Source organism: Pseudomonas sp. CFII68 (genome assembly GCF_000416195.1).
GTDB classification, from domain to species: domain Bacteria; phylum Pseudomonadota; class Gammaproteobacteria; order Pseudomonadales; family Pseudomonadaceae; genus Aquipseudomonas; species Aquipseudomonas kilonensis.
Window position 1 is genome coordinate 154618 of record NZ_ATLN01000092.1, and the last position, 25715, is coordinate 180332.

21 protein-coding genes and 4 pseudogenes are annotated in these 25715 nt (G+C 59.9%); 19 read left to right on the plus strand and 6 right to left on the minus strand.

The genetic code is table 11. The features are described from left to right. Nucleotides 1-14: 14 nt before the first annotated feature. Nucleotides 15-1433: a UbiD family decarboxylase gene (locus tag CFII68_RS12080; protein WP_018608127.1), complete on the plus strand. Its 1419-nt coding sequence runs from the start codon at nucleotides 15-17 to the stop codon at nucleotides 1431-1433. 48 nt (nucleotides 1434-1481) lie between these two features. Beyond that, the gene (locus tag CFII68_RS12075; protein ID WP_177325048.1) at nucleotides 1482-2138 is read left to right on the plus strand and encodes an HAD family hydrolase; all 657 of its coding nucleotides are present in this window, start codon (nucleotides 1482-1484) and stop codon (nucleotides 2136-2138) included. 162 nt (nucleotides 2139-2300) lie between these two features. Here the strand turns inward: CFII68_RS12075 and CFII68_RS12070 are convergent, their stop codons facing one another. Beyond that, nucleotides 2301-3350: a LacI family DNA-binding transcriptional regulator gene (locus CFII68_RS12070; protein ID WP_018608129.1), complete on the minus strand. Its 1050-nt coding sequence runs from the start codon at nucleotides 3348-3350 to the stop codon at nucleotides 2301-2303. Nucleotides 3351-3512: 162 nt separating this feature from the next. Here CFII68_RS12070 and CFII68_RS12065 point away from each other — a divergent pair, with 162 nt between their 5' ends. The 8 genes and pseudogenes from CFII68_RS12065 (at nucleotide 3513) to CFII68_RS12030 (ending at nucleotide 10908) form a co-directional block, all read left to right on the plus strand. Further along, nucleotides 3513-4601 (plus strand): fatty acid desaturase family protein, encoded by a 1089-nt coding sequence (locus CFII68_RS12065; protein WP_018608130.1) that lies wholly within the window; start codon nucleotides 3513-3515, stop codon nucleotides 4599-4601. Nucleotides 4602-4637: 36 nt separating this feature from the next. Next, a complete protein-coding gene (locus tag CFII68_RS12060; protein WP_018608132.1) occupies nucleotides 4638-4958 on the plus strand; it encodes a MocE family 2Fe-2S type ferredoxin in 321 nt (106 codons plus the stop codon). Nucleotides 4959-4976: 18 nt separating this feature from the next. Next, the gene (locus CFII68_RS12055; RefSeq protein ID WP_018608134.1) at nucleotides 4977-6209 is read left to right on the plus strand and encodes an NAD(P)/FAD-dependent oxidoreductase; all 1233 of its coding nucleotides are present in this window, start codon (nucleotides 4977-4979) and stop codon (nucleotides 6207-6209) included. Between the two features lies 1 nt (nucleotide 6210). Next, nucleotides 6211-7047 carry a sugar phosphate isomerase/epimerase gene (locus CFII68_RS12050; RefSeq protein WP_018608136.1) on the plus strand — a complete coding sequence of 279 codons (837 nt, stop codon included), beginning with the start codon at nucleotides 6211-6213 and terminating at the stop codon, nucleotides 7045-7047. Between the two features lie 242 nt (nucleotides 7048-7289). Next, nucleotides 7290-8942, plus strand: a complete 1653-nt coding sequence (locus CFII68_RS12045) for a hypothetical protein (protein WP_018608138.1) — start codon at nucleotides 7290-7292, stop codon at nucleotides 8940-8942. Between the two features lie 225 nt (nucleotides 8943-9167). Next, nucleotides 9168-9329: pseudogene (locus CFII68_RS12040) on the plus strand (EAL domain-containing protein); the annotation flags it as partial. A gap of 129 nt (nucleotides 9330-9458) precedes the next feature. Further along, entirely contained in the window at nucleotides 9459-9944 is a 486-nt protein-coding gene (locus CFII68_RS12035; RefSeq protein WP_018608144.1) for an ATP-binding protein, read from the plus strand. 334 nt (nucleotides 9945-10278) lie between these two features. Beyond that, nucleotides 10279-10908, plus strand: coding sequence for a LysE family translocator (locus tag CFII68_RS12030; RefSeq protein WP_018608146.1), 630 nt, complete (start codon nucleotides 10279-10281; stop codon nucleotides 10906-10908). Nucleotides 10909-10947: 39 nt separating this feature from the next. Here CFII68_RS12030 and CFII68_RS12025 read toward each other — a convergent pair whose 3' ends face one another. Next, nucleotides 10948-11400 (minus strand): Lrp/AsnC family transcriptional regulator, encoded by a 453-nt coding sequence (locus tag CFII68_RS12025; RefSeq protein WP_018608148.1) that lies wholly within the window; start codon nucleotides 11398-11400, stop codon nucleotides 10948-10950. Between the two features lie 98 nt (nucleotides 11401-11498). On the opposite strand from CFII68_RS12025, the gene CFII68_RS0126050 reads away from it, so the two are divergent. The 5 genes and pseudogenes from CFII68_RS0126050 to CFII68_RS28235 all read left to right on the plus strand — a co-directional run. Further along, entirely contained in the window at nucleotides 11499-12110 is a 612-nt protein-coding gene (locus CFII68_RS0126050) for a LysE family translocator (protein WP_050585404.1), read from the plus strand. A gap of 189 nt (nucleotides 12111-12299) precedes the next feature. Beyond that, nucleotides 12300-13427 (plus strand): ABC transporter substrate-binding protein, encoded by a 1128-nt coding sequence (locus CFII68_RS12020; protein WP_018608151.1) that lies wholly within the window; start codon nucleotides 12300-12302, stop codon nucleotides 13425-13427. Nucleotides 13428-14721: 1294 nt separating this feature from the next. Continuing rightward, a pseudogene (locus CFII68_RS28225) lies at nucleotides 14722-15771 on the plus strand (sensor histidine kinase); the annotation flags it as partial. A gap of 210 nt (nucleotides 15772-15981) precedes the next feature. Further along, nucleotides 15982-16317, plus strand: a pseudogene (locus CFII68_RS28230) (response regulator transcription factor); the annotation flags it as partial. Between the two features lie 519 nt (nucleotides 16318-16836). Next, nucleotides 16837-17178 (plus strand): annotated as a pseudogene (locus CFII68_RS28235) (ATP-binding protein); the annotation flags it as partial. Between the two features lie 17 nt (nucleotides 17179-17195). Here the strand turns inward: CFII68_RS28235 and CFII68_RS12010 are convergent. The 4 genes from CFII68_RS12010 to CFII68_RS11995 all read right to left on the minus strand — a co-directional run bounded on the left by CFII68_RS12010 (nucleotide 17196) and on the right by CFII68_RS11995 (nucleotide 20630). Beyond that, a complete protein-coding gene (locus tag CFII68_RS12010; protein ID WP_033062675.1) occupies nucleotides 17196-18269 on the minus strand; it encodes a DUF2955 domain-containing protein in 1074 nt (357 codons plus the stop codon). Next, nucleotides 18259-19389 carry an HlyD family secretion protein gene (locus CFII68_RS12005; protein WP_018608156.1) on the minus strand — a complete coding sequence of 377 codons (1131 nt, stop codon included), beginning with the start codon at nucleotides 19387-19389 and terminating at the stop codon, nucleotides 18259-18261. Before CFII68_RS12005 ends, CFII68_RS12010 begins: the two co-directional genes overlap by 11 nt. 73 nt (nucleotides 19390-19462) lie before the next feature. Then, nucleotides 19463-19981, minus strand: a complete 519-nt coding sequence (locus tag CFII68_RS12000) for a transporter suffix domain-containing protein (protein WP_033062676.1) — start codon at nucleotides 19979-19981, stop codon at nucleotides 19463-19465. Between the two features lie 139 nt (nucleotides 19982-20120). Further along, nucleotides 20121-20630 carry an Lrp/AsnC family transcriptional regulator gene (locus tag CFII68_RS11995; protein WP_024616700.1) on the minus strand — a complete coding sequence of 170 codons (510 nt, stop codon included), beginning with the start codon at nucleotides 20628-20630 and terminating at the stop codon, nucleotides 20121-20123. Nucleotides 20631-20829: 199 nt separating this feature from the next. Between CFII68_RS11995 and CFII68_RS11990 the strand changes: the two genes are divergently transcribed. The 4 genes from CFII68_RS11990 (at nucleotide 20830) to mdeB (ending at nucleotide 25641) form a co-directional block, all read left to right on the plus strand. Then, entirely contained in the window at nucleotides 20830-21846 is a 1017-nt protein-coding gene (locus CFII68_RS11990; protein WP_003200489.1) for a 1-aminocyclopropane-1-carboxylate deaminase, read from the plus strand. 158 nt (nucleotides 21847-22004) lie between these two features. Further along, nucleotides 22005-22466, plus strand: coding sequence for a hypothetical protein (locus CFII68_RS11985; protein ID WP_018608164.1), 462 nt, complete (start codon nucleotides 22005-22007; stop codon nucleotides 22464-22466). A 56-nt stretch (nucleotides 22467-22522) separates the two neighbouring features. Then, nucleotides 22523-22945 (plus strand): hypothetical protein, encoded by a 423-nt coding sequence (locus CFII68_RS11980; protein WP_018608167.1) that lies wholly within the window; start codon nucleotides 22523-22525, stop codon nucleotides 22943-22945. After that, entirely contained in the window at nucleotides 22942-25641 is a 2700-nt protein-coding gene (gene mdeB, locus CFII68_RS11975; protein WP_018608170.1) for an alpha-ketoglutarate dehydrogenase, read from the plus strand. Before CFII68_RS11980 ends, mdeB begins: the two co-directional genes overlap by 4 nt. Nucleotides 25642-25715 lie beyond the last annotated feature (74 nt).

Consider the following 25715-nt stretch of genomic DNA (forward strand, 5'->3'; position numbering starts at 1 on the left):
GCGAGGGCGCGGTGATGACAGACGGTCTTGAGATTCATGACCTGCGTTCGGCGCTGGAGGTGCTTGAGCGTTACGGGCAAACCGTGGCATACATCGATGCACCGATTGATCCGAACCTGGATTTACTAAGTGATTACCTGGGGGCGTACCGAACAGCGACCAACTCGGTGATGAGCGCTGAACAGCCTCTGCGCTTGTACCGCAAGCCGCGCACGGGGGCGTTTGCGGTGTTGCTGGGGGTTTTCGGCAGCCGGGCCAACACGCGGATTCTCCTGGACCCTCAAGGCCGGCACGGCACGGAGGTGTGCAACGCCGAGTTGGTGTATCGGGCGATCATGAGCCCGATCGAGCCGGTCATGGTGCGTTCTGCGGCGGAACGGGTGGTGGTGGAACAGCCCGACTTGCACACGCTGCTGCCCGCGCTCACATGTTCGGCCGGTGACCCGGGGCCGACCATTACGCTGGGTATGGTGTATGCCCGCGATGAGCGCAGTGGCGCGACCAATTGCTCGGTGCATCGCATCACGATCAAGCCCTCTTCGGTGGCGATTGCGATCTATCCGGGAGGCGACCTGCAACGCCTGATTGATCTGCATACCCAGCGAGGCGAACGGTTGCCGGTTTCAGTCAATATTGGCATGGACCCGGCCATCTATATTGCGGCGGCCTTGAGTAAACCGGCCCTCGGTTTTGGTGACGACGAATTGGGCGTGGCAGGCGCAATTCGCGGACGCGGTGTCGAGCTTGCGCCGTGTTATTCCAACGCCGGACGGTTTGTCGAACACGCGCAGATCGTGTTGGAGGCGAGCCTGGGGACCGAAATGGAGGCGGAGTCAGAGGTTGGTGATGCGCACTCCATGCCGGAGTACCTGGGTTACTACTCACCGTGCGGCGAAGTCTCGACGCTGCGTGTGAGCGCCTTGAGTCACCGCCCGGGTGCCTTGTATCAGGCGCTCTCGGGGCCGGGTCGAGAGCAGTCGGAGTTATTGGGTGCGGGCCAGGAAGCATCGATCCTGCGGTTGCTCAGCGAGTGGGGAATGAACAGGCTGGTCAAGGATATCGTGGCGCAACCCGCCGGCGGCGGACACCTGTTTACCGTGTTGCAGGTGGTCAAGTCCTGCGAGGCGGATGATCAACTGGTCAGGCAGCTCTCGCAGCGCCTGCTCGAAGCCATCTCCAGCACCAAGAATATTGTGCTGGTGGACGAGGACGTCAACCCCTGTTCCGCCGAGGACGTGTTGTGGGCCATGTCCACCCGCTTTCGGGCAGAAATGGATATTCACGGCACCCGACCGCTGCCAGGCACGCCGCTTGATCCTACGCTGTCGAGCCTTTACTGCCCGGGGGAGTACACGGGGACCGCACCCAAAAGCGTCTTCGATTGCACGGTGCCGTTTGCCTTGCGCCCACGGTTTCGCCGGGCGTTTGCCTGAGTGGTTTTTGCCCCTTTGAGTGATCCATCGTCTATGCACTATTGCACCTTGTTGGTTGATTTCGATGGCACGCTGTTCGACACCCGCAACGCGATCCGCAAAACCCTTGAAGCCCTGGCCCGCCGCCGTGGTGTGGCGCCGTTTGCCGTGCACTTGATCGACCAGGTGATCGATCAGGGACTCTCGTTGGTGGATATGCTGGCTGTGTTGCTGGGGCCTGCGGATGGGCTTGAGTTGCCGGCGTGGGCCGCTGACTATCGGGCGATCTACAACGGCGGATTGGGCGTTGCCGAGAGTGCGCCTTATCCCGGTATTGAAACCATTTTGCAGCAGATGCACGAGGCGGGTAAGGAGCTGTTTATTGTTTCCAACAAGGGCGAGGTCTCGATCCAGGCCACCCTTGAGCAATACCATCTGGGCTCGTATTTTCGCGGGGTAGTGGCGGCTGTCGGTGATCGCGTGCCCAAGCCGGGCCCGGAGAGCTTTTTTGAACAGATCAAGCCCCGGATGTGTCACGGCGACAACGCCCGGGTTCTGGTGGTCGGCGACACCGAGATCGATCTCGGGTATGCCCGCAGCCTTGGCGTCGCGAGTTGCTGGGCGGCTTACGGGTACGGGCTGGCGTCACGCTGCGAGGTGCTGGCGCCGGATTTCGTTATCCTGACGGCGATGGATCTGCTGCGATTGGAAGATTGCCGCGCGTAGATGCGGTCGGGCACCAGGAATCAGTCTACGGAACGAATAATTTGCCTATCAGGACGAACTCTTGGATGAGTTGGGTTTTGAAGAGTTTGGAATGACACCAGCGTTGGGGCTGCATGAAATTAGGTGCACCACGAAGGTAAAGGTCACCTATACCGCCGCCCATCAGCTTTGGGAATTCTCCGATGTCACAATCTGCAACGGAATGTGCACCCGGTGACGCACAGGATCGAACTGCTCCGCAGTCTGCAATTCCACCAGTAGATCCACCAGCGCCGTTGCCGTCTGGCGTGGCTGAGAATCGATCACCACGTCGACCAAACCCTGGGCCAGGGCTTGGCGTGACAGCTCGGTGGACTCCTGCAAAATGCAACACAGCGCCGGGCGCTTGGGCAGTTGCGCCAAGGCGTTGATAATCCCGTCGCCACCGCCGCCTACCACGCACAACCCGCGCAAATCGTCATGCCGAACCAGCAGGTCGAGGGTTGCTTCTTCGGTGATGTCGCAGTTATCCAGATTGATCAGCGGCTCCAGCGGGCGCAACCCAGGTGCGTGTTCGGCCAAGTAGCTGTGCAAACCTTCGACCCGCTCCTGGTGACCAAGAAAGCGATGTCCGCCGAGCAGAATGCCGATGCTGCCTTTGCGCGCGCCACAGGTGCGGGCCAGCAGCCACCCCATCGTGCGTCCGACTACCTGATTGTCCTGGCCGACATAGGGCTCGGCCGCCGCCCCATGAATGCCCGACAGCAATGCCACCACGGGCACTCCGGCCTCGCGAATCTGGGCAAGGGCGGCGTTGATCAGTGGGTGGGCGAAGCTGACCACCGCCAGGCCGTCGCACTGCACCGCCAACTGTTCGATCTGGGCGATGATGGCGCTGGGGGTGCGATCAAAAACGTATTCGAATTGGCAGGTCAGGTTGGCCCCGGCCTGGCGCTGTGCGGCCTCGGTGATGGCTTGGGCCAGGTTGGCGTAGAACGCCTGGGCGGTACCCAGTAGCAGGATGCCGAAACGGTACGTGGGGCGACGTTCGAGAATGCGTTGGCCGATCAACCGCGCGGCAAAATAACCCACGGCTTCGGCGGCCTGAAGCACCTGTTTGGCAGTGGCTGGATTAACCGGGGCGCGAGCGTTGAGCACGCGGTCGACGGTGGCGACACTTAAGCCTGCGTGTTCGGCGACCGTGGCGATGGTGGGGCGTTTATTGTTACTCATGATGCACCTTCAGAGCGTCTTGATAGAAAACTATCAAGCCCCGCAGGAGCTGGATGATAGCTTGATAGGGAATGTATTCAAGACCTTGAGGGGGCCTTTCACGCTCTCTATATTTTCTTACGCAAAGCACCTGACATCTCACGCTTGCGGAGAACAATAACAATGTCTCAAGACAACACCGCCTCTACTCGGGACTATCGCCTGACCGGCCCTGAAGCCGCCCGCGCGGCTGAAAAAGGCCTTGTATCGGCCAGTTGGTACCAGTCGCCCATTTCCCGTCAACGCATGAAGCAACTGATGCAGCGCCGCGACGGCCCGGCCTTGCTCGACACCGCCATCTGGCTGCTGACCCTGCTGATCACCGGCTTCGGCGGCTACTGGTTCTGGGGCACTTGGGCTTGTGTGCCGTTTTTCCTTGCGTATGGCGTTCTATACGCCACCGCCTCCAACCCGCGCTGGCATGAAACCGTTCACGGCACCGCCTTCAAGACCCGCTGGATGAATGATGCGCTCTACCAGGTGGCGAGCTTCATGTGCATGTTCGAGCCCCATGTGTGGCGCTGGAGCCATGCCCGGCACCATACCGACACCATCGTCGTCGGCCGCGATCCGGAAATCGTCGAACCGCGTCCACCGAGCTTGTTCATGATGCTGCTGAGCCTGTTCCAGATCCCGTTGCTGCTGAAGACGATGGGAGGCGTGTGCCGGCACGCGGTTGGCAAAATGGGTGCCGAGGAACAGACGTTTATCCCTGAGTCCGAATGGTCCAAGGTGTTCCTGGCGGCCCGCATCTGGCTGGTGATTTACGCCGTTGTCTTTGGCGCGGCGCTTTACCTGCACAGCTGGTTGCCGCTGATGTATATCGGCCTGCCCATCCTGTATGGCGGCTGGTTGTCCTACCTGTTAGGCCTCACCCAACATGTGGGCCTGGCGGAAGACGTGCTGGACCACCGTAGCAACTGCCGCACCATCTATATGAACCGGGTACTGCGCTTTCTGTACATGAACATGAACTATCACCTTGAGCACCACATGTACCCGATGGTGCCGTACCACGCCCTGGCGCAACTCCATGAAGAGATCCGCCACGATTGCCCGCCGCCTTACGCCAACATAGGCGAGGCCTTCAAGGAAATCATTCCGACCCTCTTGAAGCAGCGCAAGGACCCGACGTATTTCGTGCGACGCCCCGTCGGTAGCTCAAGGCCTGCCACCGACGCTCATCCACAGGCTGAAGCCACCCTGGGCTGACACCTTCCGGCTGTATCCCGAACAAGAGAAAACGCCATGAACGATCAATGGATCGATGTATGCGCCGTGGGCGAAATCAATGAAGAAGACGTCATTCGCTTCGACCACGGTCCGCATACCTATGCCATCTACCGCTCTGCTGACAACGAGTTTTTTGCCACTGCTGGCCTGTGTACTCACGAGTCGATCCACCTGGCTGACGGCCTGGTGATGGACCATGTCATCGAGTGCCCCAAGCACAACGGGCGCTTTGACTATCGCACCGGCAAAGCCTTGGGGGCGCCAGTGTGCGTCAATCTCAAGACCTATCCGGTACGGGTCGACGCGGGACGGGTTCTGCTCGCCATTTCGGCTTGACCGCCAGGAGTGCACGCCATGAATGCTCCACTGATTATCGTCGGCGCCGGCCATGCCGGTGGCCGTGCCGCGCTGACCTTGCGCGAGCAGGGTTATACCGGTCGGCTGATCCTGATCGGCGATGAACACCATTTGCCGTACGAGCGTCCTCCGCTGTCCAAGGGCTTGCTGCAGGGCACGATGGACCTGGACGATTGCAGCCTGTGGAGGGATAGCCAGCGCACTGGACTGAACATCGAACACCTGGCGGGCAACCCGGTAAAAAGCCTGGATCCGCAGCACCACCGCCTGCAATTGACCGACGGACGTTGGTTGCCCTACAGCCGATTACTGTTGGCGACCGGGGGCCGAGCGCGTCGCTTGTCCCTGGTGCCTGAACCTCTGGCCAACGTGCTTTACCTGCGCACCCATGACGAAGCCCTGGCCCTGCGCAGCGCATTGATGCCCGGCACGCGCCTGGTGATCATCGGCGGTGGCTTTATCGGCCTCGAAGTCGCGGCAACGGCCCGGACCTTAGGCTGTCAGGTGACGTTGCTGGAAGCCGGGCCACGACTGGCCGGGCGAGTCTTGCCTGAAGCTGTGTCCCAGGCCTTGTTGGAATTGCATCGGCAACACGGCGTTGACGTGCGGCTGAACGTAGCGCTTGAAAGGGTACAAGGCATTGAACGCGCTGAGGCGGTGCAACTGGTGGACGGCCAGGTGCTGCCCTGTGACTGGGTGGTGGTCGGTATCGGCATGCAACCCAACATCGAATTGGCCGCGGCGGCGGGGCTTGAAGTGGGCCAGGGGATTCGAGTCGATGCCCAGTTGCGCACCAGCGCGCCAGACATCTTTGCTGCCGGCGATGTGTGTGAGTTTCGCCTGCACGCCGACGCGTTATTCCAGCGCCAGGAAACCTGGCGCAATGCCGAGACCCAGGGCCGCCACGCGGCATTGAATCTGTTGGGCGGCGAGTTGCCGTTCGAGGGGGTTCCCGGCTTCTGGTCTGATCAGTACGACTGGGGCTTGCAGACAGTGGGCGTGATCTCAACGACGCCACCTTCGGCCGTTCGCACCTTGGCAGGCGGTGGTCTGCTGCTGTTCTACCTGGACACCGAGCAACGTTTGCAAGGCGCCTGCGGTTGGGGGCAGGGCAACAGCGTTGCCAAGGACATCAAGTTGTGTGAACGGCTGATTGCCAACTTGACCCCACTCTCTGTGGACGCATTGGCCGACGCCGATGTGTCGCTCAAACATCTGCTAAGGCCCTGACATGCGTGAATTCCTGGTATTTCAGTCCCTGTGGGCCATGCAAGATCACCGTGGTCAATGCGATCTTTCCCTTGAGGCGCAGGTGGAGAAGATTGCCGCTGCTGGCTTCGATGGGATCACCGACCATTTCTGGATCGCGCCACAGGCCGAGCGCCTGCATGCCGCTGCCAAGGCGCAAGGCCTGCAAATCGAAGGTCAACTGTTTCCCCGCACCGTGAGTGACTTGGCGCAAGCGCTTGAGGTCGCCTCCCGCTACGGCTGCCACCACCTCACGCTGCAAGCCGACGTCCGGCCGCGCACGCTGGCACAGGCGATCACACTGATCGAAGGCTGGCAGCGTCTGGCCGAGCAGGTGGACTTTCCGATCCTGCTGGAAACCCACCGCTATCGTCTCACCAGCGACCTGTTGTTCACCCTCGACTTGCTCGCGCAGATGCCCGACCTCAAATTGTTGGCTGACTTGTCCCATTACGTCGTGGGCCGCGAATTGCCTGAGTCGGCCACTGCCGAAGACGACGAACAGATTCACACCATCCTACGACACAGTTGGGGTTTTCATGGGCGGGTCGCTAATAGTGAGCAGGTCCAGGTGCCCTTGACCTTCGCCCAGCATCGCCCCTGGCTGGACCGGTTTCTGGGCTGGTGGCGTTACGGAATCAAGGATTGGCTGGCGCGACCGAACACTCCCGCGAGCCTGTCCTTCACCTGCGAGCTTGGCCCGCCACCCTATGCGATCACAGGGAGTGATGGGCGCGATATAACGGATCGCTGGGGCGATGCGCTGATGCTGAAGGAACTGATGCGCGGTGTTTGGGATGAGTGTCAGGCGGGACGCTGATCCAAGGCATGATTGGTTGTGACGGTCTGTATCAGTGGAAAAAACGGGTGAGGTCCAGATTGGAAAACCGCTGTTGCGGCGGTCAATCCACGGCGCGGGTTATCCAGTAGCCGCTTGGTGTTCATTTTTATCACATCCTTTGGAACGCTTCTCTCGGCACGGTCACTCAGGTGTAAGGATGTCGCCGCTCATACCGGGGTCATTTGCATTCTTCCAGCTGCCGATCACTAAGAGGACATGCCATGGATACGCCTAATGTACGTGCAAGCCGCGAGCTGACTCGTGTACCTGATGAGATACAGCAGGAAGCAACGCAACAGGCCTCTCACTCTCCTGACCTCGGCGCTATCGGGTTAGCGATGAGCACGCGGCTTCAAAACCATTTCGAGGCTCACCTTGAAACAGAAGCGGGCTCCGATCAACCCGCTGCCCCTGCTTCAAGCGCCCGCAACGCGGAGCTGAACGCCATTCGCGATGACCGTGCTCAACGGTTGGAGGCAGGCGGCTATAACGTCCATGACATGGAGAAGGCGGAAAAAAACGCGGCCAGGGCCGACAGATTGTTTGCCTCAATAAAGTCAGGGATGGGGGGGACGCCTTTTGCGGCGCTTACCGAGGCAGGAAATTTCCAGCCGTCCATCCTCCAGGTAGCGGGCCAGCATGCCAATACCGTACGCGAAGCGGCTATAGAGAACGCCATGGCGTGCTTGTATGCCGGTATGGCGGATGCTGGCGGTAACAAGATGATTGCGGGCTTCAAGCCTGGTTATTACCTTAAGCCCGAGAGCAATACGCTGCACCCGGCGCTTCAAGCATCAGTGGCGGAAAAGCTGCTGGCGTTGGACAAGGGTCCATTGCGTAATGCTTTTGACGAAGCCAATCAGTGGCTTACCGGGTTTGCCGTACGTAATACGGCAATGTACGCGTCAACGCTTGCCATGACCGCTGCTGGCAAAGAGCACCTGGATGCAGTCCTGCAGCCTGCCCTACGACCGGTCACGGCTATCATCGTGGGCATGGCAATCGAGCATTACCATGTGAGCCGCGACCGCACTAACCATGTAGCTGACCCGGCAATGCTCTATGGTCGTCGCGATGCTGTGCCGCAAGGGCAGGCTCATAAGCCTATTGATCAAGATACCGAATGGCTGGATGACTTCCAGACGTTAAAGGATCTCGATGCCACTGCCCTGGTCAAGATGGTCTCCGCGCGGCTGGGTGAAGGCGCGGCTACGGCTCTGAATGCGGTCATCAGCGGCGATGCCTTGAAAGAGATAGCAGACCCGGTCAGCGTTTTAGGAAATGGTCTGCTGATTGGCGGTTTTTCTGCCATGGGCGCGGGTACAGCCGCCACAGCCAACTTGGCCAAGTCGAAGGAGCTGGGAAAAATGGCGGCCACCGCAGCCTCGGAGGGTGTAAAAAACGTATTGGGTACCCTGGCTTTCGGGCTGTGGGCAGCTGGTGCCTCGCTAGGTGGATCATTGCCGAAAAAAGCCGTCGCTGCTGTCGATACCCATGTACCAAAAGCAGTAGAAGGGAGCGCAGATGCTGCTGGCAGGGTGGCGGTCAAGGGAGGTGAGCTTGCAGTCAAGACATCGCTCACCGGCGTCAGATTTGCCAAGGAGACAGCTGTTTCAGCGACCCACCACACAAAAAGTGCAGCCCAAGCGGCAGGGGATGGAGTCATTAGCGTTGCCAGCGCCATTGGCACCACCTCCCAATCGGCCTGGGACAAAAGCATTGGAGCCCTGAGGCAACGCGCCGCGGCCACCTCTCAAAGCCAAGCCGTTCATGGTCAGAGCGTGCCCATGCAACCGCTCGCAGCTACGCAGGTCCAAACCTCGTCCTCAGCACCCGCGCGTCCGCCTGCTCAGGATGATGGCGATATCGTGTAGCAGCCTTCATCGTCGAGAGAACGTCATTGAAAAGTATGTGGCTGGCGACGATCGTTGTATGCGACGGCCGGTTCGACAACGGTTGCTGTCCTCGACGCGGCGAGCTTCTGGATCACAGGTTATTTTGAGGGAGACGAAGATCCGGCAGATCCACGTCGGCAAGCCGGCGCGGATCATGCTGATGGGCTTTGATCAGCCTGTGTCGGGGCATGTCGAAAGCATCGAGGCGAGAAGGTGGTAGACCCTGAGCACCTCAAATCGATTTTCGTGGAGTACGAGCGCCAGGGTTTCATTACCGCTGTCGACGATTTTGGCGCGGGCTATTCGGGCCTCAACCTGCTGGCCATGTTCCAGCCGCAGGTGCTGAAGATTGACATGGCACTGACCCTCCAAGCCCTTCATCATGTTTCCTGATGGGTGTGAACACTGCCAGTCCGTTGCTCATTCGCCATTCACCACATTGCGTCCAAAATACTCGATGGGCCATTATCGGACCTCGACATAAGGACACGTCCCATGCCCACGCCTGTACTCCACCTCTTGTGCGGTAAAATTGCTTCGGGAAAATCCACGCTGGCCCGATCGTTAAAGGCTGAGCATTCAGCCATTTTGTTGAGCGAAGATCACTGGCTTTCAAGGCTCTACCCTGATCAGATCAAATCGGTAGCGGACTACATCCTGCATGCGCATCGGATCCGGGATGTTCTGGGGCCGCTGGTCATCGACATGCTCTCGACGGGGACTTCCGTGGTTCTCGATTTTCCTGCCAACACCCCAGCAGATCGTCACTGGCTACGCAGCTTGGCTGACGCTGCGAAAGTCCCTCATCGTGTTCACTACATCGAAGTGGAAGATGACATCTGCCGTCAAAGGCTGCACCACAGGAATGCGCGTGCCGAGCATGACTTCGCAGCCACTGATGCTGAATTCGACCTGATCACGAGCTACTTTCGTGCACCCGACCAGACGGAAGGACTGGATGTTGTCATACACCGGATTTGATCCGTTGAAAATATAGGGGCATTAAAGGTGGGGTTACATCTCGCGAAATACAGGGCATCGAATCCATAGGTTCGCTACGGCAGGAGTGCTTCACGACCCCATCCAGTTATCCAAGAAATCCGTGAGTATGTCTGTGGATAACCACGCCGATGCCAGGTAGGCAGGGCGTTTTAACGAGCGCTCAAAAAATGTACAGGCAGGTTGGCATCACCGCCCGCCGTAGGCCATTGAATTTAAACAGGGCGCTGAAAACCGGGATCACTTTGCAAGCATGTTCCGAAGTAGCTAGTTAGAGTGGATAGCCGTACAGCTGCCGACTGCCATGGAGATCCAAATGAGCGACTTATCCCTGCTGCTTGCCTTCATCGCTGCTGCGTCAGTGCTCACGGTTACCCCCGGCGTGGACACAGCCATGGTGCTTCGCGCTACAGCGACCGGGGGACGACGTTCGGCGGCGATGGCCTCTATCGGTATTGTGCTTGGGTGCCTGGTGTGGGGAGCCGCGGTGTCACTGGGGCTTGGTGCCTTGTTGCAAGCTTCGGAGTGGGCTTATCTTGCGCTGAAAATTGTGGGTGCCGCTTATCTCGTCTGGCTGGGTGTAAAACTGCTGCTGCGACCCAGGACAACGCTGCAAGGGCAGGGGATCGAGAACATGGCTGGCTCTTCGCGTGACGCCTTTATTCGCGGATTATTAACGAACCTGCTGAACCCCAAGATTGGTGTCTTCTACATCACGTTCCTCCCCCAGTTTGTCCCGAGTGGCGCGAGCGTGGTCAGTTACTCCTTCTTCCTTGCGGCGTTACACGTGCTGTTGACGCTGGCCTGGTTCGGCATTCTGGTAGCGGCGACGGTGCCGCTGAGCAATTTCCTGAAGCGTCCGGCGGCCCTGAAGGCACTTGACCGACTCACGGGCGGTGTTTTTGTCGCGTTTGGGCTCAAACTGGCTGTTTCCAATCCGGCTTGAGCCGAAGCTCCATGTATGGCCGCCCGCGGTTCTCCAAGCTTAGGCACGGTCGTTCTTTGGCGTGTCCATTACGATGTAGCTCGTAATCGAAGAAACATGCGGCTGCGTACCCAAGACCTCACTGTGGAATGTCTTGTAAGCCTTCATGTCCGCCAGCTCGACACGCAGAAGATACTCAAACGTCCCGGTGACAGTGTGAAACTCAACCACATCCGGACAGGCGCAGATCGCTTTTTCAAAAGCCCGAAGCGTGTCCTTCGTGTGGTTGGAGAGTCCTACGGTCACGTAGGCCACAAACCCTGCTCCCAGGCGAGACCTATCGATGACTGCCCTATAGCCTGTGATGACCCCAGATCGCTCTAACTCTTGAACCCTTCTCAGGCAGGCGGAGGCAGACAGCCCGACTCGTTCGGCCAGCTTCAAATTGGTCTGGCGGGCGTCCCGCGAAAGCTCACGCAATATTCTCCTGTCAATTTGATCAAGTTCGCTCATTAGTTGTGTTTGTCCTGGATTTATTCGTGATTATGCAACCACTGTGCGTGTACTGCGCTATAAAATTTCCGCACTTCTCAACCAGGCTTATCCTTGTCATGACCGATCCCACGCTCCTCATTCCATTCATGATTTTCGCCATCGTGATGACCGGTACACCGGGCCCTAATAACGCCATGGTGTTGGTCTCAGGTGCGAAGGTGGGCGTGATGCGAACGATGCCCTTGGTCAGTGGTATCGCCCTTGGAGTCAGCTTGCAGTTCGTGCTGCTTGGGCTGGGGCTAGGTGCCCTATTTGACGCGGCGCCAGGTTTTCATACAGCGCTAGGCGTTGTCGGCGCAGGCTATATCCTTTGGCTGGCCTGGAAAATTGCAACCAGCGGCCCGCTGGAAATCGGTCAAGACAGCCGGCCTCCAATGGGGCTATTAGCGGGTGCGGCATTTCAGTGGATAAATCCGAAAGCGTGGGCGCTTTCAATTAGCGCATCTGCAACCTATATACCCGTCGAAAACCATGTCCTGAACCTATGTATAGCAGCTGCTCTATTGGCGGCTCTGTCGATGCTATGCGTGGGAGTCTGGGCAGTGGGTGGGGCTGCATTACGTCAGGTGCTAACGCGCCCCAGCTATTCGTTAGCCTTCAACGTGTCCATGTCCATCATCTTGATACTGACTACGATGCCTGCGATTCTGCGGTTGACCCTTTCATAGCCGTAGCCGATGTGACCTTGTGTATCGCTCAGTTGGCTGAAATCCTTCCATGGCCGCGCGAAGCGGGCACGTTGAGACTATGCTCATTGCCACTGCAGGCAATGTACTGGTTTCACTTGTCGCCCACCAAGGAAAGGAGTCTGTATGTGTCTGATTCTTCATGCCCGGTTCTATTCTCTGAATGGTCGAATGCGCAGTCTGGTAACGCGTGTCCATCGGTGTATTTCGATCGCCCACAAAATCTTCTGGCGCTTGGCCGGCTGCGTGACCGGGCTGGCGCTGGTTGCTGTCAATCCAGCCCACGCTGCCGACGGCGGCATCGCCGGCGGCCCTACCGCAAGCTATAGCATTGCCTTCAGCAACTCCTACGCTGGCAGCGATTTTCGCAAGGTGATGGTGCGCAACTGGCAGGAGATTGCGGTCCAGGCGCAAAAGGATGGCTTGATCCGCGAGGCGCCGGTGGTCAGCGCTAATAACTCGGCATCGGAACAAGCGGCCCATATCCAGGACATGATCGTCAAGGGGGCCAACGCCATCGTCATCCTGGCCGCGTCCGACACGGCCCTCAACGGGGTGATCCGCGATGCTTGCAACGCCGGCATCGTGGTGGTCGTCATGGCCAGCCTGGTCACCGAACCCTGCGCCTATACCGTCGACTACAACTGGGCCGCCATGGGCCGCGTGGAAATAGACTATATCGCCGGGCGCCTCAAGGGGAACGGAACGCTGCTGGAGATCCGCGGCATTGCCGGTGATGCCACCGATAAGAACATCAGCGACGGCATTCGCAAGGCCGCCAGCGACTATCCGGGCCTGAAGTTCGCCAAGACCGTGTACGGGCACTGGACGGCTTCTGTCGCACGCAAGGAGGTGGCGCTGGCGCTGCCGTCGCTGCCCAGCATTGATGCCGTTGCGACTCAGGGCGGCGATGGTTATGGCGCGGCCATGGCCTTCAAGGCGGCGGGACGCCCTTTGCCGATCATCGTGATGGGGAACCGTCAGGATGAACTCGCCCTGTGGAAACAGGAGCGCGATGCCAATGGCTACGAGACCGTCTCGGTCTCCGCTTCTCCGAGCGTCTCCCAGGTGGGTTTCTGGGTGGCCCAGCAGATTCTGGCGGGCAAGCAGGTGCCGAAGTTCGTCGAGGTACCGCTGGTACGCATCGATGCGAAAGACCTGGACACCTGGCTCGCCACGATGCCGGTGGGCGGCGCTGCCAATCCTCTCTACAGCCAGGCTTCCGTTGCGGCGATGATCGACGCGGCCATCAGCAATACGGCGGCGCCGACGCCTTTGCCGGAGGTGACGAAGCAGTAGTGGCAGGCGTGGAGCGAGGGGGCGAGGCGCCATGTTGACATTCAAATCCTCCACGGACAGGCCCATTGCCGTCAGGATTGGCCTGGCGGTCGCCGCGCTGGTGTTCCTGATGCTGGTGGTATCGCTGGTGAACCTCTATGGCCTGCGCGGCATGGTGCGTGCGGTGGATTCCGCCAGTCATTCTGCGGAAATTCTGGCCTCGGTCAACGGCGCCACCGGGCGGGTGGAAAACTTCATCGCCACCCGCGACCAGGAAAGCCTGTCCCAGGCCGAAGGCATGGTGGCGACGGCTATCGCCGGCCTCACTGCCATTCCGGTGGCAGAGGCGCAATCGCTCAAGGGCAGTCTGCAAAGGCTCGCCGCGGCAATCGCCACCTTGCGAGCGGCGACCCTGACCATGGATGGCGAAACGGAGAACATGACAGCCCATTACGGGCGGATGCGAGAGGCGACGATCCTCGTCGAACAGGGCATCGCCGATGGGCTGAAGGGGGTTGATGCCCGCGCCGCTGAGCACGAGGCGCGGGTGAGCAACATCGAAAGTGCTCATCGCATTCTGGATATCCTGCGCAACGGCGAACGGATCATCATCGCCAATGTGGCCAAGATGCTGGTGACCGGTAATGGGGCGGCCGCCACCGCGGCGCGGAACGCCAGCGCGGCACTCGCGCCGGTGGTCGAGCAATTGCGCGAGTTGATGACGGCGCCGCAGGAGCGAGAGAACGTGGACCAGTTGGCGACGGCGGTCGCTGCGGTCAGCCTGGCGGTCGAGCACCTTGGCGAGGCGCCCAAGCTCCGGGGAGACGAGGCTTTGCGGCAGCTCGCCGCCGTCGGGGATGTGGTCGAGCGCCTCGAGGCAATGTTGGCTGAAGTGGAGGGGCAGGTTGTCCATGACGCAAGCGACATTCAGGCTGCAACCGGTTTGCTGAACAATGCCGCCGCGTTGTCCAAGCGTTTTGCCGAGCGTGTTGCCACCCTGGAGGCGCAGACCCTGTCGTTTCGCCTGTCACCGTCGGCCGAGGTCGCCGGCTCGGTCGGCGGCATCCTGGACGAGCTTACCCGTCTCTCTCGCGTTCTCCCTTCGTCCGTGGGGCTGCAAGCCAAGGCTACCCCCCTGACTGTCACCGATCAGATTGCCGGCTACCGGGCGGCATTCGCCAGGTTCCATCAGGCGAGCAACGCCTTGAGCGGCGCGCGCGACCAGGTTCGCAACGAGGCACGAAGCGCCGGCCTGTTGGTGGCGCGCTTCGCTGGCCAGGCGCGCTCCGATGCCTTGATCCACAATGATCGCGGCATGCTTGCGACGATCGTTGCCGGTACTGTCGCCATCCTGCTGGCCGGCGCCATCGCCTGGAGCACGTCGCGATTCATCGCCCAGCCCATCGTGGCCCTGGCCTCGGTCATGCGCCGGCTTGCGGCCGGCGACCTGAACGCCGAGATCGCCAGCGCCGAACGCGGCGATGAGATTGGAATCATGACCCGCGCTGTGCGGGTGTTCCAGGAGAATGCCCTGCGCATCCGGGTGCTGGAGGCCGAGGCCGAAGCCGAACGACAGCAAGTCCAGGCCTCTTTGGAGAGAATGGTCGCCGAGCGGACCGACACGCTGCACCACCAGACCGAGGTGCTGGAGGCGCAGGCCATCGAACTCATTCAGGCGCGCAACCAGGCCGAGACGGCCAACCAGGCAAAGAGCGATTTCGTGGCCACGGTCAGCCACGAACTGCGCACCCCCCTGACCCTCATTCTCGCTCCCCTGGAGCAACTCTCGGCGGCGACCACCCCGCCGGCGGACTGGCATGTGCAAGTCGAGCGTGCTCAACGCAACGCGCTGCGCCTGATGAACCGGGTGAACGACATCCTCGATTTCTCCAAGGCCGAAGCGGGCAAGTTCGAGTTGTGTCCGATGCCCGTTGACTTGAACAAGACGGTGGGTGTGCTGGCCGAAGATGCCGCCATGGTGGCCGAGGGCAAAGGCTGCACCTTGACCTGCAGCATCGATCCCACGCTTGGCACGGTGTTCCTGGACCCTCGACACTTCGAGAAGATTCTCCTCAACCTGGTGAGCAATGCCATCAAGTTCACGCCCGCTGGCGGCACCGTGCACCTGGCAGTGACTGCGATTGATGGCGAGCGATTCGAGCTCGCGGTGCAAGACTCGGGGATTGGCATTGCGCCTGACAAACTGCCGTTGCTGTTCCAGCGTTTTTCCCAGATCGACAATTCCGCCACGCGCCATTACAGCGGCACCGGCATCGGTCTCGCCCTGGTCAAGGATCTGGTCAAACTGATGGGCGGCGAAGTCGGCGTCAACAGCGAGCCCGGACAGGGCTCGTGCTTCTTTGTTCGACTTCCGCTGGGGGCTGAGCAAAACACCGTACCGCCCGAAACCAGCAATATGCACGAGCGATCGTCACCGAGCACAGCAAGCACAACCGAGCAGCGCCACCTGCGTTTCGACGACGGTCGCCTTGGCAGTCGCAATGACCGGGCGCCGATGGACGACGCGGAGGCGCAGCACTCGGAACACGCTTTGCGATCCAACGTGCTCGTGGTCGACGACAGCCCGGAAATGCTTGGCTATCTCCGCGAGCTGTTGCGCGACGACTACAGCGTCGCCACCGCAACGGATGGGGAGCAGGCCTGGGCACTCCTGCAGCGTCAGCCCATCGATGTCGTCGTCTCGGATGTGATGATGCCGAAGCTCGACGGCTTCGGCCTGACAGCCAGAATCAAGGCCAGCGCCGGTTTTGCCCATTTGCCCGTGATCCTGGTGACCGCCCGCGGCGGTAGCGAGGCCTGCGTCTCCGGGCTGGAGAGTGGCGCCGATGACTATATCGCCAAACCCTTCTCGCCGCTGGAGCTCAAGGCTCGCGTACGCGCGGCGCTGCGCATGAGCCAGGTGCAAACCGAACTGAATGCAAAATCCCGTCAGGCGGGCATGGCCGAAATCGCCACGACTGTGCTGCACAACGTCGGCAACGTCCTCAACAGCGTGAACGTATCGGCAGAACTGGTCAGCAGCCAGATGCGCACTTCCAAAGCCCAGGGGCTGGGCAAGGTGGCGCAAATGATGAACGAACACGTCCATGACCTGAGCGATTTTCTCACCAAAGACCACAAGGGAAAGATGCTGCCTGATTACCTGCTCAAGCTGGCGAAAGTGGTGGCGCAAGAGCAGCAGGGCATCATCGAAGAACTCGAACAACTCACCAAGGGCATTGACCACATCAAGACCATTGTCGCTGCCCAGCAGTCCTATGCCGTCGCCGTCAGTATTGTTGAGACAGTGCCGGTCGCAGAGTTGATCGACGATGCCTTGCGCATGAGTGCTGGATTACTGGCGCGCGAGGAGGTGACGGTGGTCAAGGACATTGCCGACTTGCCCCTGCTGCCCCTGGACCGGCACCGGATGCTGCTGATCCTGGTGAACCTGATCAACAATGCCAAGCAGGCGTTGGACGGCGTGATCGATCGCAGCCGATGCGTCACGTTCAGCGCGTCCCTCGCTGACGGGGCAGTATTGCGTATCACGGTGGCCGACAACGGTAATGGGATTGCGCCTGAGCACCTGGCGCGGATCTTTTCCCATGGTTTCACGACGCGCAAAGACGGTCACGGTTTTGGCCTGCACAGTTGCGCGCTGGCCGCACAGGAAATGGGTGGCAGCTTGAGCGTGCGCAGTGACGGGGCAGGACAGGGCGCAACCTTTGTCCTCGATATTCCCCTTGAGGCGCCGCCGAGTAAGCGGTGAACACCGAACCGCGGATGCTACTGGTCGACGGACGATAGGCTGCGATGGGCGTCGGCCGCCTCGGCCGGCATGACGCCCGCCCTTGGCCACAACAGCGCGGCCAGGCCAACGGCATAGACAACCGCAAACAGCACGTAGGCGATACGGGTGGAAAACAGCTGGGGCGTTTCTGTCGGCAACGGTGATACACCGAGCCCGAACAGAATAAGGAAGGTCATGAGCCCACCGCCGAATACTTTGCCAGCGGTGTTGCCGATGGCGGCTTTTCCGGCAAACAGCAGGCTTACCAGCAGCAGGATCAGCGCCACCAGCCACAGGGTCGGCCGCAGTTCGAACAGCGTAAAGGCCAGGGAAGCCACCACCCCGCCCAGCAGGTTGACCATCACCAGGCCAAGGGCGGTGCGGCTGCTCATGCCCAGCGAAAACTGGCTAAGCAACGAGGCCACGGTGATGGGGACGACCATCGCCGTGGCCAGCCGCGGGGCGCTCAGGCACAGGGCAACCATGGCCAGCAGAATCGCCGCGCTGGCCATGGCCTGGTGAATCACCAGCGTCAGCTCGCGCGGCTGTGCGATTTGCTGGTCGGTGTATTCACCAGCAGGGTCGGGCAGCAGCGCATGGGCGCCCCAAGTCAGCAGCAATCCCAGGCTGACCGCCTTGACCAGCACTAGCACGATGGACTCACCCAGATCGCGCTGCACGATATCGAGCATCGGTACCACAATGGCAATGACCAGCATCAGCGCCGGCCCCGCGCCGCCCTGTTGTTGGCCTTGCGCGGTAAAACAGGCGAAATAAAACAGCCACAGCACCGGCAGGAGCACCCACGGCCGCTCACCGAGCATGCTGGTCATACACACCAGCAGTGCGCCGGTCAGCAGACTCACCAGCAACGTTATCAATCCCTGAGACAACGCTGGTGCGCGGCGGCTGGCCAAGAGGAACTGGATGGCGAACAAGGGCGCGAGAAAAGGCAGGATGTCGCCCAGGACCAGACCCGTGCACAAGCCCACGGTCGCTGCCAGGGCGACGCGCAATCCCTGGCGTTTTATCCGCAGCAACTCCAGCGCAGCTTGCCCATCAATTGACATAATTCAGCCAGGCGCCCAGGCGTGTCATAAATGCCCCTAGCGCGTTAGTCATGCGGTTGTCATCGGTGTAGATCACCACGGTCACTTGCGAGCCGTAGCGCGGGCCGATCGGGTGCGGTTCCTCCACGAGCAGGCGCACCGGAAAGCGCTGCGGGTCGCGCACCCAACCACTCTCGTTGCGCACCGAGGGCAGGGCGGAGTTGCTGCTATCCTGTTGCGCGACACCCCAGCCGACGCTTTCAACGCGGCCCTTGAACACGCGGCCTGGCAATACATCGAACACCAGTTCCGCCGGGTCGTCAGCCTGCACATGCTCCAGGCTGTTTTCCTTGAAGGCGGCAGACACCCATACGGTGCCTCTGTCGATGAAGGTCAGTGCCGGTTGGCCAGCGCTGACGACCTGACCCACGGCGAGCTGGAGATGGGTAATCACGCCATCGGCGGGTGCAATGACTTCGGTACGCACCAGGTCGAGCCGGGCTTTTTCCAGTGCGGCCAGGGCTTGCTTGAATTGCGGGTTGTCGTTGCCTTTGGGCCCTAATTGCTGACGCGCCCGCTCCAGGTCGGCTTGGGCTTTGCTCACGGCCGCCTCGGCGGAGCTCAGCGAGGCCTTGGCTTCATCCTGGCGCGCCGGGGCGAACACACCACGCTCGACCAATTGGTTCACCCGCCGGGCTTGCTCGCGTATGTTGTCACGCTGCGCGCGCGCCGACACCAGCTGTGCCTGGGCGGCATCCACCGAGGCGGTGCTGGCACCCAACGCCTGGCCGGTTTCTTCCAGCCGCGCTTCAGCCTCGCTGACGACAAGCTTGTAGGGTTGCGGGTCGATACGAAACAGCACCTGGCCAGTCTTCACCCGGGCATTGTCGAGCACCGCAATTTCTGTCACACGACCACCTACCTCGGCAGCCATTTGCACGACATAGGCTTGCACCACGGCTTGCGACGTCGAGGGCGTGCGTCGTTCCATAAAAATGGAGAGGGTAAACAGCACGGCGATCAACACCGCCACACCTAGTGCAATGCGCCGCAGCGGATTGGCTGGCGCAGGCTTTTCAGGAGGCGGTTCGGCTTGGCGCTCAGGCTCGACGGAAACGGGAGCGTTCTGTGTTTCGGGCATATCGGCACCTGTAAGTCATGGCGCTTCAAGAACAACCGACAGCGCGCCGGGGGGAGGCGATCCGGGCGTTGGCTCAGACCGGGTCGGAGGCAGTGACCCGTGCGGTTCGGATAAACAGCGCGCGCAATTTCTCCCAGAAATTGCCACCCAGTACAAAGAAGCTGCCAACCAACAGGGCATCGCCCAGCAGTTGCAATGCCCAGCTATTGGGGCGCAGACCGGGCGCGAGGGTGTCGACATAGGGTTCGAGAAAGGAACACACCAACGGCAAGCAGAACATCACCAGGCCAATACGGTGGCGGGTGACGCTTACCTCCTGCTCAGCGCTGGGCACAAGGCCCGACACATAGCTGAATACATGCTGCTTGAGCTCTTGGAAACCCGCCTTGCCCATCACGGCGATCACCAGCAGCAACAACACCTTGTTGATGATGAACAGGGCGCCGGTGATCGCGGCGATGGTGGAGCGGGGCACATCCGCGGCCGCTGCCAGTGGCACCAACAACCACAACGTGAGCATTAGACAAAGAATGGCGATGCCTAACTTGAAACGCCATTTCGCGGACGTTGCCGGAGACTGTGCCGTGGTCATGCTGCCTTACCTTTCTTTGAACATTGTTATTGGTTGTGGTCTGGAGCGAAATTGAGCTTAGCAGCTGGATTGCCAACGCATTCAGTCGTGTCAGTTTTTCTGCGCATGCCCCCGATGCCTGCTCGATCTGACGGGAGCCTCAAAGGGGGATGTGGGTTGTCGACAAGACCTGGCGCAAGCCCATGAACGAGCGAATCTGGCGAACCCCGGGCAGGTAAAGCAATTGCTCGGCGTGGAGCCGGTTGAAACTGTTGCTGTCCTTGGTGCGCAGCAACATGAAGTAGTCGAACTCCCCCGTCACCACATGGCACTCCATGCAGCCGGACACTTTTTGTGCGGCCGCCTCGAATGCGGCGAAGGATTCCGGTGTGGAGCGGTCCAGCACCACGCCGATCAAGACCACCATCCCCGCATCCAGCGCTTCATTGTCCAACAGGGCGACGATGTTCTTGATCAGGCCGACCTGCTTGAGTCGTTCCACGCGCCTGAGGCAGGCCGGGGCACTCAACTTCACCTTCTCTGCAAGCGCCACGTTGGAGATGGAGGCATCCCGTTGCAGGGCCTTGAGAATCGCGCGGTCGGTTCGATCCAGTGGCTGCGGCACTGGGGCCGTAGTGCCCGGCTTCTTGTGAGTGTTTGTTGCTCTCATGTTGAATTCCACGCATTAAAAGTATGTTTGGTGTTACTTAATGGAAATTATGTTTTTCCAAGTGGCGGAAACTTGCAACACATATTTTTTGGATTCTTCTTAATATTGAACTCATCGAAGCCCCTCTGGAAAGAGCCTGGAATGCGGCCTTTTCCCTTTCGGTCTGGCGCTTGGATATCCCATATCAAGGAGCAGAGTCATGAACCTGAATCGTTTTGAACGTTATCCATTGACCTTCGGTCCTTCGCCCATCACGCCCTTGAAGCGCCTCAGTCAACATCTGGGCGGCAAGGTCGAGCTGTATGCCAAACGTGAAGACTGCAACAGTGGCCTGGCCTTTGGTGGGAACAAGACGCGCAAGCTCGAATACCTTATTCCTGAAGCGATCGAGCAAGGCTGCGATACGCTGGTCTCCATCGGCGGCATCCAGTCGAACCAGACCCGCCAGGTCGCTGCCGTCGCTGCCCACCTGGGCATGAAGTGCGTGTTGGTGCAGGAAAACTGGGTGAACTATTCCGACGCGGTGTATGACCGCGTCGGCAATATCGAGATGTCGCGGATCATGGGCGCTGACGTGCGGCTTGACGCAGCAGGCTTCGATATTGGCATTCGGCCAAGTTGGGAAAAGGCCATGAGCGATGTCGTGGAGCAGGGTGGCAAACCGTTTCCGATTCCGGCGGGTTGTTCCGAACACCCCTACGGCGGCCTCGGTTTCGTCGGCTTTGCCGAAGAAGTGCGGCAGCAGGAAAAAGAACTGGGCTTCAAGTTTGACTACATCGTGGTCTGCTCGGTGACCGGCAGTACGCAGGCGGGCATGGTTGTCGGTTTCGCGGCTGACGGTCGTTCGAAGAATGTGATTGGTATCGACGCTTCGGCCAAGCCGGAACAGACCAAGGCACAGATCCTGCGCATCGCCCGACACACGGCTGAGCTGGTGGAGCTGGGACGCGAGATTACCGAAGAGGACGTGGTGCTCGATACGCGTTTCGCCTACCCGGAATATGGCTTGCCCAACGAAGGTACATTGGAAGCCATCCGACTGTGCGGCAGCCTTGAAGGTGTGCTGACAGACCCGGTGTACGAAGGTAAATCGATGCACGGCATGATTGAAATGGTCCGTCGTGGCGAATTCCCCGAAGGTTCCAAAGTGCTTTACGCACACTTGGGCGGGGCGCCGGCGCTGAACGCCTACAGCTTCCTGTTTCGTAACGGCTGAGCGTAGAACTGCTTGGAGTTGCCTGTGGGAGCGAGCTTGCTCGCGATAGCGATTTGTCAGTTACCTCCGTAGGCACTGAACCAACGCAATCGCGAGCAAGCTCGCTCCCACAGGGGATTGTGTCAGCCAGGCTCAGGAATCACGCTGGGAGTACCACCATGCATGCGATATCGCAGTCTGCAATCTGGGTGAAAGAACCGCTGGCGGATACCGGGGTCGTCATCGTGACCAGCGCCGCGTTGCCCAAGTACCTGATTGACAAGTTGCACATGGAGATCGACGACTGGGACCAGGTTGCTTACCTGGTGGTCCAGCAATCCAGGGCGTTTATGCTCGACTGGTTGCAGTTTGGGTCCAACCCGATAGATGCAGCGCCGGCGGTCACCTGCCGGGCCAGCCAACTGCTGCGCGGCGTATCCAAAGGCTGCTTTTTACTGGATGTCGAAGTCAGCCCGATACCCCGTCTCACCTGGCTGGGATCAGTCTGCGGTCACCCACTGCGTGTCCTCAAACTGGAAGACGTAGCCTCCCACGCAGCGATCGATAAACAGGTGGAAGAGATTTTATCGGTGACCCGGACACTGGTGAAAAGCGGCTTGCAAGAGCGTTGTTTCATCTAGCGAAAGTCATCGCCACACACGCCTGAATTGATGACCCCAATGGAAAGGCCGCACTCATGAGCCGATCTGCCGACTGTCGTTCTAAAACCATGAAGTGGATGCGTGAACCTTCGAGCTGTACCCGCATCGTTGTCATCGTGTCCGCAATTGACAGTGATCATATTGACCTGATGCATCATGGGTTCAGCTGTTTTGACAATATCGCGCTTGTGCAGGTTGAGCCTTCGGATACAGGGGCTGGCAGGTGCGTTGAAGTACACGTAGCGGGGTGTGATTACAGCTTTCTCGTTTGCGGTGAACTTGAAGAGTATCTATTGAACAATCTTTCCATTGGCAACCCGTGCATCTACCAGATAGGGCAAGACAGCTGGGCCGAGCGCTCCGTCATTGACGCGGTAGAGCAAGTCAAAAAACTCGCCCGATTGAGCTATTCGCGCCACCTTGAAGCGTTGCCCGACATTTGCAGGAGATGCCCATGAACCTGTTCGATATTCATGCCCAATGGCCGGGCCAGACCACTGAAGATGCTCAAGAAGTTGCTGAATGGCGGGACGCCTTGCTGTCGGTTATCGCCCATAGCGGCACGGCACAGGCCAAACAGATTCTCGACATGCTGGTGGCTGTGGCAAGCGCCTCGGACATCGGTTGGCGGCCCAGCCATGGCACGCCTTACATCAATACCATCAGTGTTGAGTGCCAGCCGGTATTTCCAGGGGACCTGGCCATCGAAGAACGGCTGGCCTCGATCATGCGCTGGAATGCGTTGGCCATGGTTGCCAGGGCCAACTACGCCTATGGCGAATTGGGCGGCCATATCGCCAGTTATGCCAGCGCGGCGGATTTGTTCGAAGTGGGCTTCAACCATTTTTTCAAAGCGCGAACCGAAAGGAGCGGTGGCGATCTGGTGTTCTATCAGCCGCACTCGGCGCCAGGGGTCTATGCCCGGGCGTTCCTCGAGGGACGCCTGGAAGAACAGGATCTGCTGCATTATCGGCAAGAGATCAGCGCGCGCGCCAAGGGTGTCCGGGGGCTGTCGAGTTACCCGCATCCTTGGTTGATGCCGGACTTCTGGCAGTTTCCGACCGGTTCCATGGGCATCGGTCCGATCAGCTCGATCTACCAGGCGCGCTTCATGCGTTACCTGGAGCATCGAGACCTGCAAGACACCTCCGGGCGAACCGTCTGGGGTGTGTTTGGCGATGGGGAAATGGATGAGCCGGAAAGCATGTCGGCACTGACGCTGGCCGCGCGGGAAGGGCTGGATAATCTGGTCTGGGTGGTCAATTGCAACCTGCAACGGTTGGACGGGCCGGTTCGTGGCAATGGTCGCATCATCGACGAGCTGGAGGCGTTGTTTGGTGGGGCAGGCTGGAACGTCATCAAACTGGTCTGGGGTTCCGACTGGGACAGTTTGTTTGCGCGTGATACAGATGGCGCGCTGGTCAAGGCGCTGTCCAGCACCGTCGATGGCCAGTTCCAGACGTTCGCGGCAAAAGACGGGCGCTTTAACCGTGATCATTTCTTTGGTCAGAACGAGGCATTGGCGCAGTTGGTACAAGGCCTGAGCGATGAACAGATCGACCGTCTGAAACGTGGCGGTCACGACATGGTGAAGATCTTCGCCGCCTATCAAAGCGCGCTGCTCGAAGGCAAGAAACCCACCGTGATTCTGGCGCAGACCAAGAAGGGCTTCGGCATGGGCGATGCCGGGCAGGGCAAGATGACCGTGCACCAGCAGAAGAAGCTCGACAGGGAGGCGCTGATCGCGTTCCGCAATCGTTTCAACCTGCCGTTGACTGATGAACAGGCCGCCTCGTTGAGCTTCTTCAAGCCCGCTGAAGACAGTGCTGAAATGCGCTATCTGCATGAGCGTCGCCGTGCATTGGGCGGCTACATGCCATCGCGTCCTTCGACTGCCGAATCATTGGCGGTGCCTGACGTCAGCAGCTATGGCGCGTTTGCCATTGCTGCCCAAGGCAAGGAAATGTCCACCACCATGGCGTTCGTTCGAATGCTCAGTGGTCTGCTGCGGGACAAACAACTGGGCCCGCGCATCGTGCCGATCGTGGCGGATGAAGCGCGTACGTTCGGCATGGCCAGCCTGTTCAAGCAGATCGGTATTTATTCCAGCGTGGGGCAGCGATATGAGCCGGAAGACATCGGTTCGATCCTGAGCTATCGAGAAGCGCTGGACGGCCAGATTCTCGAAGAGGGCATCAGCGAGGCGGGGGCGATCAGTTCCTGGGTTGCAGCGGCGACCAGCTATTCGGTGCATGGCTTGCCGATGCTGCCGTTCTACATCTACTACTCGATGTTCGGCTTCCAGCGCATCGGCGACCTGATCTGGGCGGCGGCGGATCAACGGGCCCGCGGTTTTTTGCTCGGGGCCACCGCAGGCCGCACGACATTGGGGGGCGAAGGTCTGCAGCACCAGGACGGCAACAGTCATCTGATGGCGGCGATGGTCCCCAACTGCCGTGCCTACGATCCGGCATTTGCCGGCGAGTTCGCGGTGATCCTGGATCACGGCATGCGTCAGATGCTGGAGCGTCAGGTGGACGAGTTTTATTACGTCACCTTGATGAACGAGAACTACCCGCAGCCCAACCTTCCTGAAGGCGTCGAACAGGCGATTATCAAGGGCATGTATCGGTTCGCCCGGCATGAAGTCGAGGGTGCGCGTGGAAGTGTCCAGTTGTTGGGTTCCGGCGCCATCCTGCGCGAAGTGATTGCCGCCGCCGAGTTGCTGGAGAGCGATTGGGGTATCGACAGTCAGGTCTGGAGCGTTACCAGCTTCACCGAGTTGGCACGTGATGCCCGTGAAGTGGAACGTTGGAATCGACTGCATCCTGGACAGCCTTCGCGCCGTAGTCATGTCCAGGCGTCGCTCAACGACTCGGTGCCGATCATTGCCTGCACGGACTACGTTCGCGCCTTGCCGCAGTTGATCGCCAGTTATCTCGATGCCCGCTACACGGTACTCGGGACCGACGGGTTTGGCCGTAGTGATACCCGCGACCAGTTGCGCAGGTTCTTCGAAGTGGACCGCCACCAGATTGTCTTGAGTGCGCTGACTGCCCTGGTGCGTGAGGGGCGTGTAGACGCCAGTGTCTGTGCCGAGGCTATTGAGCGTTATGCCATTGACGTTGACGCAGTAGTCCCTTGGGACGCTTGATTTCAGGGGGGTGTGCATATCCGTTGCTGTGGTAACGGCCACTGACGGTTCCGCTTTTACAGCGGCTCACTTTT